Origin of the sequence: Escherichia sp. KS167_9B, assembly GCF_030295215.1 — a bacterium.
Lineage (GTDB): Bacteria > Pseudomonadota > Gammaproteobacteria > Enterobacterales > Enterobacteriaceae > Escherichia > Escherichia coli_F.
This window is the reverse complement of sequence record NZ_AP025754.1, coordinates 2658663-2676418: the sequence shown is the minus strand read 5'-3', so window position 1 is coordinate 2676418 and position 17756 is coordinate 2658663. Positions and strand designations below refer to the sequence as shown.

Here is a 17756-nt window from a genome sequence, read left to right as displayed (position 1 = left end):
ATGCGAAAGATTTTTCTTCCGTTGTTACTGGTGGCGCTTTCGCCTGTCGCTCACAGTGAAGGTGTACAGGAAGTCGAGATTGATGCACCGCTCTCTGGCTGGCATCCGGCAGAGGGTGAAGATGCCAGCTTTTCACAATCGATCAATTACCCCGCGTCGTCCGTCAACATGGCAGATGATCAAAATATCTCAGCGCAGATCCGCGGCAAAATAAAGAATTATGCGGCGGCGGGTAAAGTTCAGCAGGGCCGGTTGGTGGTCAACGGTGCCAGTATGCCGCAGAGAATTGAATCCGATGGTTCATTTGCACGCCCTTATATTTTCACTGAAGGCAGCAACAGCGTGCAGGTCATCAGCCCAGATGGGCAAAGCCGACAAAAAATGCAGTTTTACTCAACGCCGGGCGCTGGAGTGATCCGCGCGCGTTTACGGCTGGTTCTCTCCTGGGATACGGACAATACCGACCTCGATCTTCACGTTGTCACACCTGATGGCGAACACGCCTGGTACGGTAACACCGTGCTGAAAAACAGTGGTGCACTGGATATGGATGTCACGACGGGGTACGGACCCGAGATTTTCGCCATGCCAGCGCCGATTCACGGACGTTATCAGGTGTATATCAACTACTATGGCGGACGCAGCGAAACGGAATTGACGACCGCCCAACTGACGCTGATCACCGATGAAGGATCGGTCAATGAGAAACAGGAAACTTTCATTGTACCGATGCGTAATGCTGGCGAGTTGACGCTGGTGAAAAGTTTTGACTGGTGATTACTGAGGTTATCTTTACTGTCAATGTTCAAGACAACGCCCGATGACTTTCGCTATCGGGCGTTTTTAAATGTTAATTCAATCGTTCAATCACCATCGCAATTCCTTGACCGCCGCCAATGCACAACGTTGCCAGACCCAGCGTTTTATCGCGTGCCTGCATTGCATGTAATAGTGTGACCAGAATACGCGCACCGCTGGCGCCGATAGGATGCCCCAGCGCGATGGCCCCACCGTTGACATTCACTTTCTCAGGATCAAAGCCCAGTGTTTTCCCAACGGCAAGGAATTGCGCGGCAAATGCTTCATTGGCTTCGATAAGATCAATGTCTGCCAGCTGCAGCCCCGCCAGTTGTAACGCTTTTTGCGTGGCAGGTACTGGCCCCATACCCATCAATGCGGGGGGCACGCCACCGCTGGCATAACTTTTAATGCGAGCCAAGGGGGTAAGGCCTGCTGCCAGCGCCGTAGATTCTTCCATAATCACCAGAGCGGCAGCACCGTCGTTAATACCTGACGCGTTCCCGGCGGTGACAGTACCTGCTTTATCGAAGGCCGGACGCAATGCAGCCAGAGCTTCTGTAGTAGAATCTGGTTTCGGGAATTCGTCTTGACTGAAGACGAGGGTTTTCTTTCGAGTGACAACATTTACCGGGACGATTTCGGCTGTAAAAGCACCGGACTCAATTGCGGCAGCCGCTTTACGCTGTGAATGTAGCGCCAGTTCATCCTGCATTTCACGGGTAATTCCGTACTCTTTAGCCACGTTTTCGGCGGTAATTCCCATATGATAACCATGGGTGGCGCACATCAGACCATCGCGCAGGATTACGTCATAAACCTGTCCGTCTCCAAGACGATAACCAGAGCGTGCTTTTGCATCGAGTAAGTAGGGCGCTAAACTCATATTTTCCATACCCCCCGCCACAATGCTTTGCGCCTGACCTGCCTGAATTGCCTGGGCGGCAAGCGCCACACTTTTAAGACCCGAACCACACACTTTATTGACCGTGAATCCGCACACTGTTTCGGCCAGTCCGCTTTTTAACAGTGCCTGACGCGCCGGATTTTGCCCCAGCCCGGCTTGCAACACGTTACCCATAATCACTTCATCGATATGTTGTGAATCGATTTTTGCGCGTTCAATAGCGGCCTGAATTACTGTTGCTCCCAGATCGATGGCGCTGGTGGAGGCGAGTGAACCATTAAAACTCCCGATGGCAGTACGTACCGCACTGACGATGACACAATTTTTCATTTTATATTCCTTCTGTCTGTAAAGTTGCCGTCAGAACAGCGTTAAACCAATGACGAAAATGACGCCGGAGAAAAGCAGGGCAGTGATGCAATAGCCCATGATGTCACGGACACCGAGTCCGGCGATTGCCAGTGCTGGCAGCGCCCAGAACGGTTGTGCCATGTTCATCCATTGCTCGCCGTAGGCGATCGCCATTACCGATTTACCGAGATCGGCTCCCAGCGCCTGGGCTGCAGGTATCACGAAAGGTCCCTGAATAACCCAGTGACCGCCGCCAGACGGAACGGCGAAATTAATCAGTGCAGAACTAAAGAAGGTCATTACCGGGAAGGTGTCTTTGTTCGCAACATTGATGAAGAATTCAGTAATGAGCCCACCCAGACCGGAGTGCTCCATCATCAGTTGGATCCCGGCGTAGAAGGGGAATTGCACCAGAATTCCGGCGGTACTGCGCGCAGCCGCGCTGATAGCACGCATATAAGCCATTGGCGTTTTATGTAGCAGCAGACCCGCAATCATAAACATCAGATTGACGGTATTGATGGTGATGTTGAAGCCATGTTCGCTGAAGTACATCGCCAGGTAAGCGATACCGAGTGCGCCGATGATCAACGTCAGGATGCGACTTTCCTCCAGTCGCTCGGATGGTGGGGCATCTTTCGGTAGCTGCTTCTGAAAATCAGCCTCTTCCATGAGTAGTTTCGGATCGATACTCACCACGTCGGAGGGTTTTGGCATCATCATGCGGGTAATAAATGGCATCACCACAATCAATGCCACAGTGATGAAAATGTTAAAACCACTGAACAGAGTATCGCCCACCGGGATAAGCCCGGCGATATGCTCAACCGGATTGCCCGGTGTGGCAGCCAACAGAGGCATTGAACCAGAGAAACCGCCACCCCAGGTGAGAAAACCAATGTAGGCGCAGGCAATGAGCAACGGATAATCAGAACCGGGTACTCGCCGGGCGACTTCACGGGCGAACATTGCACCGACAACCAAACCAAATCCCCAGTTGATGACACAAGCGACTGAACCGAAGAAAGTAACCAGCATGACGCCCTGTACGGGCGTCTTTGCGGCGGAAGCGGCAGTACGCAGCAAGCTTTTCACCGGAGCAGAGCTGGCAAGGGCATGACCGGTAACGATGATAAGCGCCATCTGCATACCGAACGCCAGCAAGTTCCAGAAACCGTCCCCCCACATTTTCACCATGCTGATCGGCGTTTGTGGTGTTAACCAAAGCGCGATCACGAACGTTAGCAATGTCAGCAACATGGCAAAGATCAGTGGATCGGGAAGCCACCGGCTGACAAAACGCGTCATAAAACGCGAGAGGCGACCAATCATAAATCACCCCGCTGCGTATTCAGATCGGCGGCGACTTCAAACTGAGCTTCGGTTTTGGCACGCACGGTGGCTAAATCACACCCGTCGGCAATTTCGGTGAGCCACATTTTGCCGTCAATGAAACGAAAGACAGCCAGTTCAGTGACCAGCATATGCACCGCGTGTTGCGCAGTGAGCGGCATGGTGCAGCGGCGCAAAATTTTTGCTGAACCATCTTTGGCGCAATGTTCCATGGCAATGATCACTTTGCGTGCCCCGGTCACCAGATCCATCGCGCCACCCATACCGGGCACCATTTTTCCAGGCACTACCCAGTTCGCGAGGTTGGCTTCTTCGTCTACCTGCAAACCACCGAGTACGCAGGCATCAATATGACCACCACGAATCAGCGCAAACGACATTGCGCTGTCGAACATCGCTGCGCCGGGTAAAATGCCGCATGGTTGCCCGCCAGCGTTCACCAGATCTGGATGCGCTGTAGTGACTGGGCCTAAACCGAGGAAGCCATTTTCCGATTGCAGAGTGATATGAATATCCTCCGGTAAATAATTGGCGACCATTGTGGGTAAACCGATCCCTAAGTTAACGATGTCACCATCACGAAGCTCTTGCGCCACACGGCGCGCAATACGTTGTTTCGCATCCATTATTTGCTCTCCTGTGAAACGATGATGTGGTCGATAACGGCACCAGGGGTGACAATATGGTCAGGTTGCAGTTCGCCGGTTTCGACCAGTTCATCTGGCTCCACCAGCGTGATATCAGCCGCAAGGGCAATCAGGGGGTTAAAGTTGCGGGCGCTAAGTTGGTAGGTCAGGTTGCCAAGTGTGTCGCAACGATGGGCGCGAATGAGCGCCAGGTCGGCGCGCAGTGGACGTTCAAGCAGCCAGGTTTTACCGTCGAGTGTCAGCGTCTGTTTGCCTTCCTCTACGACGGTGCCGACACCAGTTGGCGTGAGAAAACCACCAAGTCCAGCTCCACCACAGCGAATTTGCTCAATCAATGTACCTTGCGGTACGAGAACGACCTCCATTTCGCCAGAAATCATGCGCCGTCCGGTTTCCGGGTTGGTGCCGATATGTGAAGCAATTACTTTGCGGACTCGACCATTGACGATGAGCGGACCGATGCCGGTATCAACAAACGCGGTATCATTGGCTATCAATGTCAGGTCGCGAACGCCAGATTCCAGTAATGCTTCCACCAGGCGGGATGGAGTGCCAATTCCCATAAATCCGCCCACCATGATGGTCATGCCGTCACGAAAGAAGCCGGAGGCGTCTTGTAATGTCATCAATTTTGTTTTCATTATTTATCCCTCTTGCATACACCGTTGTGGGTACAGTCAGGGAATAGCAAGGGGAGTGCCAGAATGAAAATGTTTGATATTGTTTTTTAACTCATTGAATAGTAAAGAATAAATAAGGTAGGGATTAAGAGGTTGAATGAACGGCTATGCAGAAATTTGCGCACTGTGCAAATTTCTGCATAGCAAGTTTTGGTGTTATACATCCGCCGGATCGATACCGTATTCCTGGAGTTTATACATCAATGCCCGGCGACTAATACCTAGCATTAAAGCAGTGCGGGTTCGGTTTCCTTCTTGTTGTTCCAGCACTTCCATAATGATGCGTTTTTCGACGCGTTTTATTTCCTCTTTTAAATTACGCTCACCGGCAGGAGCTGTTTTTGCCTCACCGACATTACAGACTGGCTGACGAATCTGCGGCGGAAGGTCTTCAGAAAAAATGATCGGGCCTGAGTTCATCACGACGGCGCGTTCAATGACGTTGGAAAGTTCTCGAATATTACCCGGCCATGACCAGGCGGTAAGCAGCGACATTGCCATCGGATCGATGTCGATAATATCGCGCTGATTCTCACTACTGAATTTTTGCAAAAAGTGATTAGCTAACAGGGAAATATCTTCCCGACGATCGCGCAGAGGCGGCAGTATTAAATGAATAACGTTAAGGCGATAAAAGAGATCTTCACGGAAGGTGCCTTCTTTTACCATTGCCTGCAAGTCACGGTTGGTGGCTGCAATGATGCGGATATCAACTTTTATGGTCTGATGACCGCCAATCCGTTCAAATTCCCGTTCCTGCAGAATGCGTAGTAATTTGGCTTGCAGTACCAGCGGCATTTCGCCAATTTCGTCAAGGAGCAGAGTACCTTCGTTGGCACGTTCAAATAATCCCTGACGTAGGGTTTGTGCACCAGTAAATGCGCCTTTTTCATGACCAAACAGTTCACTTTCGAGCAACGATTCCGGCAGTGCCGCGCAGTTGACTTTAATGAACGGCCCCTTTGCCCGCCGCGAATTGTAGTGAATCGCTCTGGCAATCAACTCTTTCCCGGTGCCGCTTTCACCGCTAATCAAGACGCTGGCCTGAGAAAGGGCAATTTTGGCGGTGTCTTTGCAGATGTCCATCATCGCCGGGCTGTTGGTGAGAATGTGCCCCCATTGCCAGCTGGTGCTAAGTGCCTGGTGCAGATGACGGATCTCTTTTTTCATTGACTGGAGTTGTAAAGCGCGCTGAACGATTAAATTCAACTCATCGAGATCAAACGGTTTGATAACATAGTCGAAGGCTCCGCAGCGTAGTGCTTCGACGGCGGTTTCCACTTCAGCATAGGCCGTCATCAGAATAACGGGTGTCCGTGTCTCATGGCTGCGCATCTCCTTTAGTGCCTTGATGCCGTCCATCTCTGGCATGCGGATATCCATCAACACCACGTCAGGGTGAATATCGGCAAACAGGTGTAATGCTGTGCGCCCGTTGTTCGCACAATGTGTTTCGAATCCTTGTAGTGCAAAAGCGGTGCTCAGCATACGGCGAACATTATCTTCATCATCCACAATAAGGATGCGATTAATAGCAGTCATACAGTCTGATTTCCCTGCGGGTTGATCGGTAAAATAAGCGTGAAGGTTGCGCCGTAGCCCGGCAAACTGGCGACGCGAATATCACCCTGATGGGCATTAATGATGCGTTGACTTAACGCCAGACCAAGCCCGGTTCCTGAGGCTTTGGTAGTGAAAAAGGGATCGAAGATCTTTTTTTGCAGCGAGAGATCAATGCCACTCCCGTTGTCCTCTATCGAAATGGCCTGTTGTGAGTCGCTATACTGCCAGGTTCGAATGCGAATTTTCCCTCGTGCACTGATAGCCTGGACGGCATTGATCAGGATATTCAGTAGTACCTGTTTGAGCAGTTCACGATCGGCGTTAATCGGGCTTAATTCATTATCCAGTTCGCTTATGAAGTCGACCCGCGCTTGTACGCCGGCGGTTTGTACCAGTACCAGAGTTTCTTCAACCAATGCATTGAGGCTGACTTGTTGCCATTGACTGTGGCGTGGGCGTGAAAATTCGAGCAATTGCTGAATAACTTTGTTAATTGAATCGATTTCTTTGAGTACTACGGACAGATATTCCTGATGTATTGGGTCACTGGTTTGTTGGCGCAAGATCTGTACATAACCACGAATAGCCGTTAACGGATTACGTACTTCATGCGCCACGCCAGCCATCAGCTCACCCAGTGTGGCGAGGCGTTCTGCTTGCGCCATGCGGCGCTGGGTTTCTTTGCGGGCAGTTAAATCAGAGAAAATCACCAAAGCACCTATCATTTCACCGTGCGTGTTATGAATACGACTGGTAGTGACACTGAGTTCAATGGTGCGGTCACGGCCTGGAAAACTGATCTCCAGCGCCACATGTTCGGTGCCATGTTCCAGCGTATCCAGTACTGGACTGTAGAACTGAGTATTGTCGAACAACATGGAGTAAGGCTGCCCTACCAGTTCATGACGTTGATAGCCAGTGATGACTTCTGCTGCCGGGTTCATGGTGGTTACATCACCCTGGCGGTCAATGGCAATGACGCCATCGGCAGCGTTTTCAATAATCAGATCGTTAAGTGTTCGCGTTTCACGCAGTGCCTGGGCGAGGTTGTTGACACTCTGACTAATTTGCCCCATTTCACCGGGCAATTGTGGTAATCGAGTGGGAATATTTTGCGCCAGAGTCGCGAGACCATCGGTGATGATATCTATATTGGCGCTCAGGCGACGGGAGAAAAGGACAATCAACAGCAGGCTTATCAGCAAACCGGCGGTGAGCACAATGATAATCCTCACATCCATTTTCCAGGCCTGGCGGCGAATATCTTCGGTTAATTCATTGGCCCAGATATAACCGAGGATTTCACCATTACGCTCAATGGGGATCATTGAATTCAAAATATCGCCGCGCACCTGCCTGCCTGAATAAATCAAAGGAGTATTTGTACGCATGACTTCGCGACCAGGGTGATCTGCGGCAATAGTAACGCCCACATTATTCTGATACAGCGCTGAAGGCGCGTAAGTGATTATCGCATCCAGCGTTTTGTTGTAATAACCAGCGCCTATGCCAGGAAAGGCGTGAGTGATATTTTCAGTAATGGGAGCAAGTTCTGCATTCAGTGCGTGGATTCGCTCCTCACGTGGTAAGTCGTTGTAGAGATCGTAGCGATCGCCTAGCGCCTGATTAAGCAGGTTGACCACGGCAGAAAGTTTTTTCTCTTTTTCAGATAAGACTGCTGAACGTCCTTCCGTTTCTACGATATAACCAATAGTAAGCGTTGGGACAATGACCATCAGGATTGCCATCAGGATCATTTGATTGCGTAAGCGGCGTGGATAAATCCACTTCATATAATGCATGCTGAATCCCACTAGTCTTGTCCGGTATATGACGATTATCAGAGGTTAAGGTGATGATTTCTCGGCGGTGTATCATATTCCAGAGAAGAGAGAACATTGCGGTAACACGCTTTTACCGCTACCTTAACCACACTCCATCGGTCACCTGAGGCGGAGCTTCGCCCCTTTGAAATACCTTGCTTCTTTTCGTACAACCCTGAAAGCCTCGCGCTACATGTTCAGAGCATTGGCGTTAGTGCTCTGGCTGTTGATTGCTTTTTCATCCGTTTTTTACATCGTTAATGCGTTGCATCAGCGAGAATCGGAAATTCGTCAGGAATTTAATCTGAGTTCCGATCAGGCTCAGCGCTTTATTCAACGCACCTCTGATGTGATGAAAGAGCTGAAGTACATAGCTGAAAATCGCTTATCGGCAGAAAACGGTGTGCTTTCGCCGCGTGGACGAGAAACGCAGGCAGATGTGCCTGTGTTTGAACCACTGTTTGCCGACTCCGATTGTTCCGCAATGAGTAACACCTGGCGAGGTTCTCTGGAGCCATTGGCGTGGTTTATGCGCTACTGGCGCGATAATTTCTCTGCGGCTTACGATCTCAACCGGGTATTTTTAATCGGCAGCGATAACCTCTGCATGGCCAATTTCGGTCTACGTGATATGCCAGTGGAACGCGATACCGCATTGAAAGCTTTGCATGAACGCATCAATAAATATCGAAATGCACCACAAGATGATAGCGGCAGTAACCTCTACTGGATCAGCGAAGGTCCGCGCCCTGGCGTCGGGTATTTTTACGCCTTGACGCCAGTTTATCTGGCGAACCGGTTGCAGGCGCTTTTAGGTGTCGAGCAGACTATCAGGATGGAGAACTTCTTCTTACCTGGTACATTGCCGATGGGGGTAACCATTCTTGATGAAAATGGTCATACCCTGATTTCGCTTACCGGACCGGAAAGCAAGATTAAGAGCGATCCTCGCTGGATGCAGGAACGTTCCTGGTTTGGCTATACGGAAGGGTTCCGGGAACTGGTGCTGAAGAAAAACCTGCCACCTTCATCGTTAAGCATCGTCTATTCGGTGCCGGTTGATAAGGTGCTGGAGCGCATTCGCATGTTGATCCTTAACGCGATTTTGCTGAATGTGCTTGCCGGAGCCGCGTTGTTTACTCTCGCACGGATGTACGAGCGGCGTATATTCATTCCTGCGGAAAGCGACGCCCTGCGACTGGAAGAGCATGAGCAGTTTAATCGCAAGATTGTCGCCTCCGCGCCAGTGGGTATCTGCATTTTGCGTACCGCTGATGGTGTTAATATTTTAAGTAACGAACTTGCGCATACCTATCTCAATATGCTTACGCATGAGGATCGCCAACGACTGACGCAAATTATCTGTGGTCAGCAGGTCAATTTTGTTGATGTCCTGACCAGCAACAATACCAATCTGCAAATCAGCTTCGTCCATTCGCGCTATCGTAATGAAAACGTGGCTATTTGTGTGCTGGTGGATGTTTCTTCGCGCGTGAAGATGGAAGAGTCGTTGCAGGAGATGGCACAAGCAGCGGAACAGGCGAGTCAGTCAAAATCGATGTTCCTTGCCACCGTCAGTCATGAGCTGCGAACGCCGCTGTATGGCATTATCGGTAACCTGGATCTGTTGCAAACCAAAGAGCTGCCAAAAGGCGTCGATCGTCTGGTGACGGCAATGAACAACTCTTCCAGCCTGTTGTTGAAAATTATCAGCGATATTCTCGATTTCTCGAAAATTGAATCAGAACAGTTGAAGATCGAACCGCGTGAGTTTTCACCGCGTGAAGTGATGAACCACATCACCGCCAACTATTTACCGCTGGTGGTACGCAAGCAGCTAGGCTTGTACTGCTTTATTGAACCGGATGTGCCAGTGGCCTTAAATGGCGACCCAATGCGTTTACAGCAGGTCATCTCCAACCTGTTGAGTAACGCCATAAAATTCACCGATACCGGCTGTATAGTTCTGCATGTTCGCGCTGATGGCGATTATCTCTCTATCCGTGTGCGTGATACGGGGGTGGGGATTCCGGCGAAAGAAGTGGTGCGCTTGTTTGATCCCTTCTTCCAGGTCGGCACGGGCGTACAGCGTAACTTCCAGGGGACCGGTCTGGGGCTGGCGATTTGTGAAAAACTGATCAGCATGATGGACGGCGACATCTCGGTAGATTCAGAACCGGGAATGGGCAGCCAGTTTACCGTGCGTATTCCGTTGTACGGCGCTCAGTACCCGCAGAAAAAAGGCGTGGAAGGGTTGAGTGGTAAACGCTGCTGGCTGGCGGTCCGCAATGCGTCGCTCTGTCAGTTCCTGGAAACCAGTTTGCAGCGTAGCGGCATCGTCGTTACAACATACGAAGGGCAGGAACCGACTCCCGAAGATGTGTTAATCACTGACGAGGTAGTGAGCAAAAAATGGCAGGGTAGAGCGGTAGTGACCTTCTGTCGTCGCCATATTGGTATTCCGCTGGAGAAAGCGCCAGGGGAGTGGGTACACAGTGTGGCTGCACCGCATGAGCTACCGGCATTGTTGGCGCGTATTTATTTGATCGAGATGGAGAGCGATGATCCTGCTAACGCTCTGCCGTCGACGGACAAAGCGGTCAGCGATAACGACGATATGATGATTCTGGTCGTGGATGATCATCCGATTAACCGGCGTCTGCTTGCAGATCAGTTGGGATCGTTGGGCTATCAATGTAAAACCGCGAATGATGGCGTCGATGCGCTTAATGTACTTAGCAAGAATCATATTGATATCGTGCTTAGCGACGTCAACATGCCAAATATGGATGGTTACCGCTTGACGCAACGCATTCGTCAGTTGGGGCTGACGTTGCCGGTAATCGGAGTAACTGCTAATGCGCTGGCTGAAGAGAAGCAGCGGTGTCTGGAGTCCGGTATGGACAGTTGCCTGTCGAAGCCGGTAACGCTGGATGTTATAAAACAGACACTGACGGTATATGCCGAGAGGGTCAGGAAATCGCGGGAATCGTAGGCTTATAAGACATTTACGCCGCATCTGGCATTCAGTGCAAATGCCAGACGCGACGCTGGTGCGTCTTATCTGGCCTACTTTGTTGTAATCCATTGAAATAATGGGAATCGTAGGCCGGATGAGGCGTTTACGCCGCATCCGGCATTCAGTGCAAATGCCAGATGCGACGCTGACGCGTCTTATCTGGCCTACAGATGATTAGTCTTTATCTGCCGGACTTAAGGTCACAGAAGAGAGATAATTCAGCAGAGCGATATCGTTCTCGACACCCAGTTTCATCATCGCAGATTTCTTCTGGCTACTGATGGTTTTAATACTGCGGTTCAGCTTTTTAGCGATCTCGGTCACCAGGAAACCTTCCGCAAACAGGCGCAGAACTTCACTCTCTTTTGGCGAGAGACGCTTGTCACCATAACCGCCAGCACTGATTTTTTCTAACAGGCGAGAAACGCTTTCCGGGGTAAATTTCTTCCCTTTCTGCAGCGCGGCGAGAGCTTTCGGCAGATCGGTCGGTGCACCTTGTTTCAGCACGATCCCTTCGATATCCAGATCCAATACCGCACTAAGAATCGCCGGGTTGTTGTTCATGGTCAGAACGATGATCGACAGGCTTGGGAAATGGCGCTTGATGTACTTGATTAAGGTAATTCCATCGCCGTACTTATCGCCGGGCATGGAGAGATCGGTAATCAACACATGCGCATCCAGTTTCGGCAGGTTGTTGATCAGTGCTGTAGAGTCTTCAAATTCGCCGACAACATTCACCCACTCAATTTGCTCAAGTGATTTGCGAATACCGAACAAGACTATCGGATGGTCATCGGCAATAATTACGTTCATATTGTTCATGTAATAGGCTACCTTGCTACAGCAAGCTCTTGACATAACTGTCAATGTCGCTGATGTATTTTTCTATTCCTGGAACATCCTTCTCACGAATCAGATGTTCCAGCGTTTCACATAACTGCTTGCCGGGTACCAGATTTAGCATGGCAAATACGCCTTTAAGACGATGAGCCGTTTGGGCTAACGCAGCAAAGTCACTGGTTGCTGCTTCAGTATACAGCCTCTTAACATCATCCGGTACTGTGTCTACAAAGAGCGCATAATAGCCGCTGGCATGGAGTTGCGCATTTTCATCTCCGCCCAGAGGCGATTCTGTCACCTCTTCCTGCGCCAGTTGCACTTCAATTAATTGTAAGACCACTTCCTGCATAGCGTTGCTCATATTGAAGTTGACGCACAATTGACCAGGCCCAATTTCCCGTACGCCAGACTCATCATCGCTTAAAAGCAAGCCAGAGGCAGTAAGATTAGACGGATTATCCGTTAAAAAGATATCATAATCTTGACTAATTAATCTTTCATCGGGTGTGATACAGGTTGCACCCCAATTTTCTAACTGGCGAGTGACAATATTCCGAATTTCTGCCGAAGTAACATCCACCATTATGCAGACATCATCCAGTAATCGTTCTTCTTCCTCTTCAACTTCCGGGTCAGCTGCGAGCATTTTGATATGCACAGAGTAGCGTGTACCAAGCCCATCCCGCGTTTTGATGTTTAAATGACCGCCCAGTTTACGCGCCAGTTGATCGCTCAGCCAGAATGCCAGCGGGTCCGCCTTGCCAAAGCGATCGTTTTGGGTCTGGTTGATAAACGGGAAGTGCAAATTATCCATTTCATGAATGCTTACGCCTTCTCCGGTGTCCAGAATGCGGAACGTCAGGCGGTCTTCGGAGGACTCATCCTGATCAACCTCAAGGGTGATTTTTCCCAATTGCGTTGAGGTCACGGCATATTGCATCAGTAGTAGCAAAATACGTCGTAAGGCATCGCGATCGCCGCGGCGCATATCGTGTGCTTTCAGATGATTGTTAATCAGCAGTTGCAGACCTTTACGCTTGATGGCAGGCAATACTGAAGGCACAACTTCATCAATCAAATCCTGCACGGAGAACAGCTCCGTCTCACTTTTCCAGCTATCGTCCGCAAGCATATTCGCTAACTGTATTTCATCGACCAGCCGCACCAGCACATCTGCCTGATTCGCCAGTTGTTTGCCTTCCGGGGCGTTGAGTTTAGCCGCGCTCTCCGCCAGGGACTGTGCGGGTTCTTTCAGCGCATCACCAATGTTTTTCATAAAGGTCATCCGCCCCTGCTGGTTTTTCTCATACAGACGCTGCGCCTGCTTGAGTTTCTTGTTTACCAGCACTTCGCGATCCTGATCGCGAATAATGAAAATTTGTGTGCGCGGCGCAACCTGGCTGCGGAACATGCGGATCTCATACAGCTCGTTATTGATCGTCGCCTGAATAATCCCCTGATGCTGTTCCGCCATGGTGGTGATGTTTTGCAGATTCAAATGCGGCAGCAAATGATCGGCAATTTTGTTACTTATGACAGTGCGGTTCGATTCCTGATCGTGAACCAGCAGGCCGAGCGGCAGCAGTGAGACTATCTCTTCATTAATTGCCCGTAAAATGCGCAATTCGTTATTGACCGCCGTGCTGGGGACGCTTTCTGTACTGCGGCTGGAGAAATGGCGGAATGTGGTATAGCCAAATAACGCCAGCGCCAGCAAACCGATGTTCAGCAGCAGTGGCAGCAGAATGTTTTGCAACGTATCCAGCAATAAGGTGCCATAAGGAACCTGCCAGACCAGGCGCATATCGGTAGAGTTGAGTGCCGAGGAGATTTCAATCTTCGTACTGTTAAAGTGGATACTGACGCTATCCGTCCCTTCTTTCTCATTTTCATTGTTTCCCGTTGCCGTCGCGTCTGGCTCAAGGCGGAAACTGTCCAGCGGCATACCCGGTGGGATCAAATCATTAATCGGCAGATCAAAAGCAACGACCGTTGCCAGATGTCCCGGCTGGTTGAACGTGGTACGCAAGGTAAAGTAATGACCGTTCTGCCAGGCCAGGCGGCGCAGGTTAGAAAAACTTTCGCGTTCATCGAGGGCGTTGGCCTGTTGCAACATCTCTGCACGACGTGAATCAACAATGTCGCTGACGGTCGATTCTTTAAATCCGGAGCTGAGATCTTTGAGGGGCAGGGTCGAGATCAGCACCAGACTGTTATCCTGACCATTCAGGTAATACATCGACCACGGTATATTTTCTGCGCCCCACAATGTGTCCAGATAGGTGGACATCCGTTGAGTCATCTCAAGCGTTGAGTTGTCGTGAGAGCCAAAGATTAACGCTTCCGTTTTGCGGCGTGGTTTTTCCAGATAGTAGACATCCTGTTTCAGGCGCGTCTCTTGTAAACCTTCGCCGGAGGAGGGGGAAGTCGTCGCGGCAATGTTGTCGTAGATCTGCCAGGTCACGTAACGCCAGGTATCGACGCGCTTTTGGATTGCGTGGGTAATGTCGACAATCTGGTAACTTTTATCTTTCAGCCAGGCGTTAACGGCGCTTTGTACCATTACACCCATCGTCACCAGTAACACAATGATCAACAGTAAAAAGAAGCGGGTAATGCTCCCCGGTAGGAGTGAAAAGCGGGTCGTGGCCGTTGTCTCTTTCTGACGCATTCGTGTTTATGACCTGTTAAAACTTCGCGAAGTGATAGGGCAGTATAAAGGGTACAGTGTGAAATTCCAGACTCTTACCTGATTGATGATTCTCTATTCTCCCGTGATATTTTATCATCCTGCATTGGGGGAAATAGATGTACAAGCGCCATTTTGCTGTACAAATAACCTACAAAAAGCCTAACGAAATTAATTGCAAATAAACGAAGATTGCTGGAAATTATGCTGATGTTAATTATTTGTGAAATAGTTAACAAGCGTTATAGTTTTTCTGTGGTAGCACAGAATAATGAAAATTGTGTAAAGAAGGGTAAAAAAAAACCGGATGCGAGGCATCCGGTTGAAATAGGGGTAAACAGACATTCAGAAATGAATGACGGTAATAAATAAAGTTAATGATGATAGCGGGAGATATTCTAGTTGCGAGTGAAGGTTTTGTTTTGACATTCAGTGCTGTCAAATACTTAAGAATAAGTTATTGATTTTAACCTTGAATTATTATTGCTTGATGTTAGGTGCTTATTTCGCCATTCCGCAATAATCTTAAAAAGTTCCCTTGTATTTACATTCTGAAACATCTATAGCGATAAATGAAACATCTTAAAAGTTTTAGTATCATATTCGTGTTGGATTATTCTGCATTTTTGGGGAGAATGGACTTGCCGACTGATTAATGAGGGTTAATCAGTATGCAGTGGCATAAAAAAGCAAATAAAGGCATATAACAGAGGGTTAATAACATGAAAGTTAAAGTACTGTCCCTCCTGGTCCCAGCTCTGCTGGTAGCAGGCGCAGCAAACGCTGCTGAAGTTTACAACAAAGACGGCAACAAATTAGATCTGTACGGTAAAGTAGACGGCCTGCACTATTTCTCTGACGACAAGTCTGTAGATGGCGACCAGACCTACATGCGTCTTGGCTTCAAAGGTGAAACTCAGGTTACTGACCAGCTGACCGGTTACGGCCAGTGGGAATATCAGATCCAGGGCAACGCTCCGGAAAGCGAAAACAACTCCTGGACCCGTGTGGCATTTGCTGGTCTGAAATTCCAGGACATTGGTTCTATCGACTACGGTCGTAACTACGGCGTAGTTTACGACGTAACTTCCTGGACCGACGTCCTGCCAGAATTCGGTGGCGACACCTACGGTTCTGACAACTTCATGCAGCAGCGTGGTAACGGCTTCGCGACCTACCGTAACACTGACTTCTTCGGTCTGGTTGACGGCCTGAACTTTGCTGTTCAGTACCAGGGCCAGAATGGCAGCGTAAGCGGTGAAAATGATCCGGATTTCACTGGTCATGGCATCACCAACAATGGTCGTAAAGCTCTGCGTCAGAACGGCGACGGCGTTGGTGGATCTATCACTTATGATTACGAAGGCTTTGGTATCGGTGGTGCGATCTCCAGCTCCAAACGTACCTGGGATCAGAACAACACTGGTCTGATCGGTACTGGCGACCGTGCTGAAACCTACACTGGTGGTCTGAAATACGACGCTAACAACATCTACCTGGCTGCTCAGTACACCCAGACCTACAACGCAACTCGCGTAGGTTCCCTGGGTTGGGCGAACAAAGCACAGAACTTCGAAGCTGTTGCTCAGTACCAGTTCGACTTCGGTCTGCGTCCGTCCCTGGCTTACCTGCAGTCTAAAGGTAAAAACCTGGGTGTCATCAATGGTCGTAACTACGACGACGAAGATATCCTGAAATATGTTGATGTTGGTGCTACTTACTACTTCAACAAAAACATGTCCACCTATGTTGACTACAAAATCAACCTGCTGGACGACAACCAGTTCACTCGTGACGCTGGCATCAACACTGATAACATCGTAGCTCTGGGTCTGGTTTACCAGTTCTAATCTCGATTGATATCGAACAAAGGGCCTGCGGGCCCTTTTTTCATTGTTTTCAGCGTACAAACACAGTTTTTTGGTGTACTCTTGCGACCGTTCGCATGAGGATAATCACGTATGGAAATAAGCTTTACCCGCGTGGCACTGCTGGCTGCCGCGCTCTTCTTTGTTGGTTGCGATCAAAAACCACAACCCGCCAAAACCCACGCTATTGAAGTTACCGTTCTCGAAGGCAAAACCATGGGTACCTTCTGGCGTGCCAGCATTCCGGGCATTGACGCCAAACGCAGTGCCGGACTTAAAGAAAAGATTCAGACCCAGCTGGACGCTGACGATCAGCTGCTTTCGACCTATAAAAAAGATTCCGCGCTGATGCGATTTAACGACTCGCAAAGTTTATCGCCGTGGCCGGTAAGTGAAGCGATGGCCGATATCGTCACTACCTCGCTGCGCATTGGCGCAAGGACCGATGGTGCGATGGATATAACCGTCGGGCCGCTGGTGAATCTGTGGGGCTTTGGCCCGGAACAACAGCCGGTTCAAATTCCGAGCCAGGAACAGATCGATGCGATGAAAGCCAAAACCGGCTTACAGCACCTGACGGTCATTAATCAGTCGCATCAGCAATATCTGCAAAAAGACCTGCCGGAATTATATGTCGATCTCTCCACCGTCGGCGAAGGCTATGCGGCGGATCATCTGGCACGCTTGATGGAGCAGGAAGGGATTTCCCGCTATCTGGTGTCGGTGGGCGGCGCGCTGAACAGCCGTGGTATGAACGGTGAAGGCCAGCCGTGGCGGGTAGCGATTCAAAAACCAACCGATAAAGAAAACGCGGTTCAGGCCGTGGTGGATATCAACGGTCATGGCATTAGCACCTCTGGCAGCTACCGTAACTATTACGAACTGGACGGCAAACGTCTTTCCCATGTTATCGATCCGCAAACCGGGCGTCCCATCGAACACAATCTGGTATCCGTGACGGTGATTGCCCCGACGGCGCTGGAAGCCGATGCCTGGGATACTGGCTTAATGGTACTCGGGCCGGAGAAAGCCAAAGAGGTTGTTCGCCGGGAAGGGCTGGCGGTTTATATGATCACCAAAGAGGGCGATAGCTTTAAAACCTGGATGTCGCCGCAGTTTAAAAGCTTCCTTATCAGCGAAAAAAATTAAAGCGCAAGATTGTTGGTTTTTGCGTGATGGTGACCGGGCAGACTAAAGGCTATCCTTAACCAGGGA

The 17756-nt window shown here is 49.9% G+C and carries 12 protein-coding genes; 4 read left to right on the top strand and 8 right to left on the bottom strand.

The features are described from left to right. Complete coding sequence (locus QUE34_RS13365; protein WP_001559478.1) at positions 1–777, top strand: YfaP family protein; 777 nt, start codon at positions 1–3, stop codon at positions 775–777. Between the two features lie 73 nt (positions 778–850). Here QUE34_RS13365 and atoB read toward each other — a convergent pair whose 3' ends face one another. The 6 genes from atoB to atoS all read right to left on the bottom strand — a co-directional run bounded on the left by atoB (position 851) and on the right by atoS (position 8101). Continuing rightward, a complete protein-coding gene (gene atoB / locus QUE34_RS13360) occupies positions 851–2035 on the bottom strand; it encodes an acetyl-CoA acetyltransferase (protein ID WP_032303398.1) in 1185 nt (394 codons plus the stop codon). 30 nt (positions 2036–2065) lie between these two features. Continuing rightward, on the bottom strand, positions 2066–3388 hold the full coding sequence (locus tag QUE34_RS13355) for a TIGR00366 family protein (protein ID WP_032303397.1): 1323 nt from the start codon (positions 3386–3388) through the stop codon (positions 2066–2068). Next, complete coding sequence (gene atoA / locus QUE34_RS13350; RefSeq protein WP_000339050.1) at positions 3385–4035, bottom strand: acetate CoA-transferase subunit beta; 651 nt, start codon at positions 4033–4035, stop codon at positions 3385–3387. Before atoA ends, QUE34_RS13355 begins: the two co-directional genes overlap by 4 nt. Then, positions 4035–4697, bottom strand: coding sequence for an acetate CoA-transferase subunit alpha (gene atoD, locus QUE34_RS13345; RefSeq protein WP_000850525.1), 663 nt, complete (start codon positions 4695–4697; stop codon positions 4035–4037). Before atoD ends, atoA begins: the two co-directional genes overlap by 1 nt. Positions 4698–4892: 195 nt before the next feature. Beyond that, positions 4893–6278, bottom strand: coding sequence for an acetoacetate metabolism transcriptional regulator AtoC (gene atoC / locus QUE34_RS13340; protein WP_032303396.1), 1386 nt, complete (start codon positions 6276–6278; stop codon positions 4893–4895). Then, positions 6275–8101, bottom strand: a complete 1827-nt coding sequence (atoS, locus tag QUE34_RS13335) for a two-component system sensor histidine kinase AtoS (protein WP_000559132.1) — start codon at positions 8099–8101, stop codon at positions 6275–6277. Before atoS ends, atoC begins: the two co-directional genes overlap by 4 nt. 166 nt (positions 8102–8267) lie before the next feature. On the opposite strand from atoS, the gene rcsC reads away from it, so the two are divergent. Continuing rightward, positions 8268–11117 carry a two-component system sensor histidine kinase RcsC gene (gene rcsC / locus QUE34_RS13330; protein ID WP_105268396.1) on the top strand — a complete coding sequence of 950 codons (2850 nt, stop codon included), beginning with the start codon at positions 8268–8270 and terminating at the stop codon, positions 11115–11117. A 198-nt stretch (positions 11118–11315) separates the two neighbouring features. Here the strand turns inward: rcsC and rcsB are convergent, their stop codons facing one another. Further along, positions 11316–11966 carry a response regulator transcription factor RcsB gene (gene rcsB / locus QUE34_RS13325; RefSeq protein WP_001061917.1) on the bottom strand — a complete coding sequence of 217 codons (651 nt, stop codon included), beginning with the start codon at positions 11964–11966 and terminating at the stop codon, positions 11316–11318. A gap of 16 nt (positions 11967–11982) precedes the next feature. After that, positions 11983–14655, bottom strand: coding sequence for a phosphotransferase RcsD (gene rcsD / locus QUE34_RS13320; protein ID WP_286338971.1), 2673 nt, complete (start codon positions 14653–14655; stop codon positions 11983–11985). A 740-nt stretch (positions 14656–15395) separates the two neighbouring features. On the opposite strand from rcsD, the gene ompC reads away from it, so the two are divergent. After that, positions 15396–16523, top strand: a complete 1128-nt coding sequence (ompC, locus tag QUE34_RS13315) for a porin OmpC (protein ID WP_000865544.1) — start codon at positions 15396–15398, stop codon at positions 16521–16523. Positions 16524–16634: 111 nt separating this feature from the next. Next, positions 16635–17690, top strand: coding sequence for an FAD:protein FMN transferase ApbE (gene apbE, locus QUE34_RS13310; protein WP_032303393.1), 1056 nt, complete (start codon positions 16635–16637; stop codon positions 17688–17690). Positions 17691–17756 lie beyond the last annotated feature (66 nt).